The following is a 374-nucleotide window of genomic DNA, read 5'->3' as shown; positions in this document are numbered from 1 at the left end:
GAAGACCGTTTCGGCGCCGTCGACATCCTGGTGAACAATGCCGGCGTCCAGTTCGTCTCTCCCATCGAGGCGTTCCCGACGGAGCACTGGGACAGGATCGTCGCCGTAAACATGTCATCCGTCTTCCATACGATGCGTGCCGTCATACCGGGCATGAAGCGCCGGGATTGGGGCCGCATCATCAAGACGGCCTCCGCGCATTCGCTCGTCGCATCACCCTTCAAGTCGGCCTATGTCGCGGCCAAGCACGGCGTTGCCGGCCTGACCAAGGCGGCCGCTCTAGAGCTTGCGCCGCACAAGGTAACGGTGAACTGCATCTCGCCGGGCTTCGTCTTGACGCCCCTCCTCGAAGCCCAGATCCAGGCTACCATGGC

General features: G+C 63.1%; 1 protein-coding gene. It reads left to right on the top strand.

The window, feature by feature from the left end:
- Positions 1–374, top strand: a 374-nt coding sequence (locus WDW90_RS38455; protein WP_336492917.1) for an SDR family NAD(P)-dependent oxidoreductase, incomplete at both ends; no start/stop codon positions are given.

It is taken from the genome of Methylobacterium nigriterrae (assembly GCF_037106235.1).
Taxonomy (GTDB): Bacteria; Pseudomonadota; Alphaproteobacteria; order Rhizobiales; family Beijerinckiaceae; genus Methylobacterium; species Methylobacterium nigriterrae.
The sequence above is the reverse complement of the archived record's forward strand: the minus strand, read 5'-3'. Positions and strand labels throughout refer to the sequence as shown.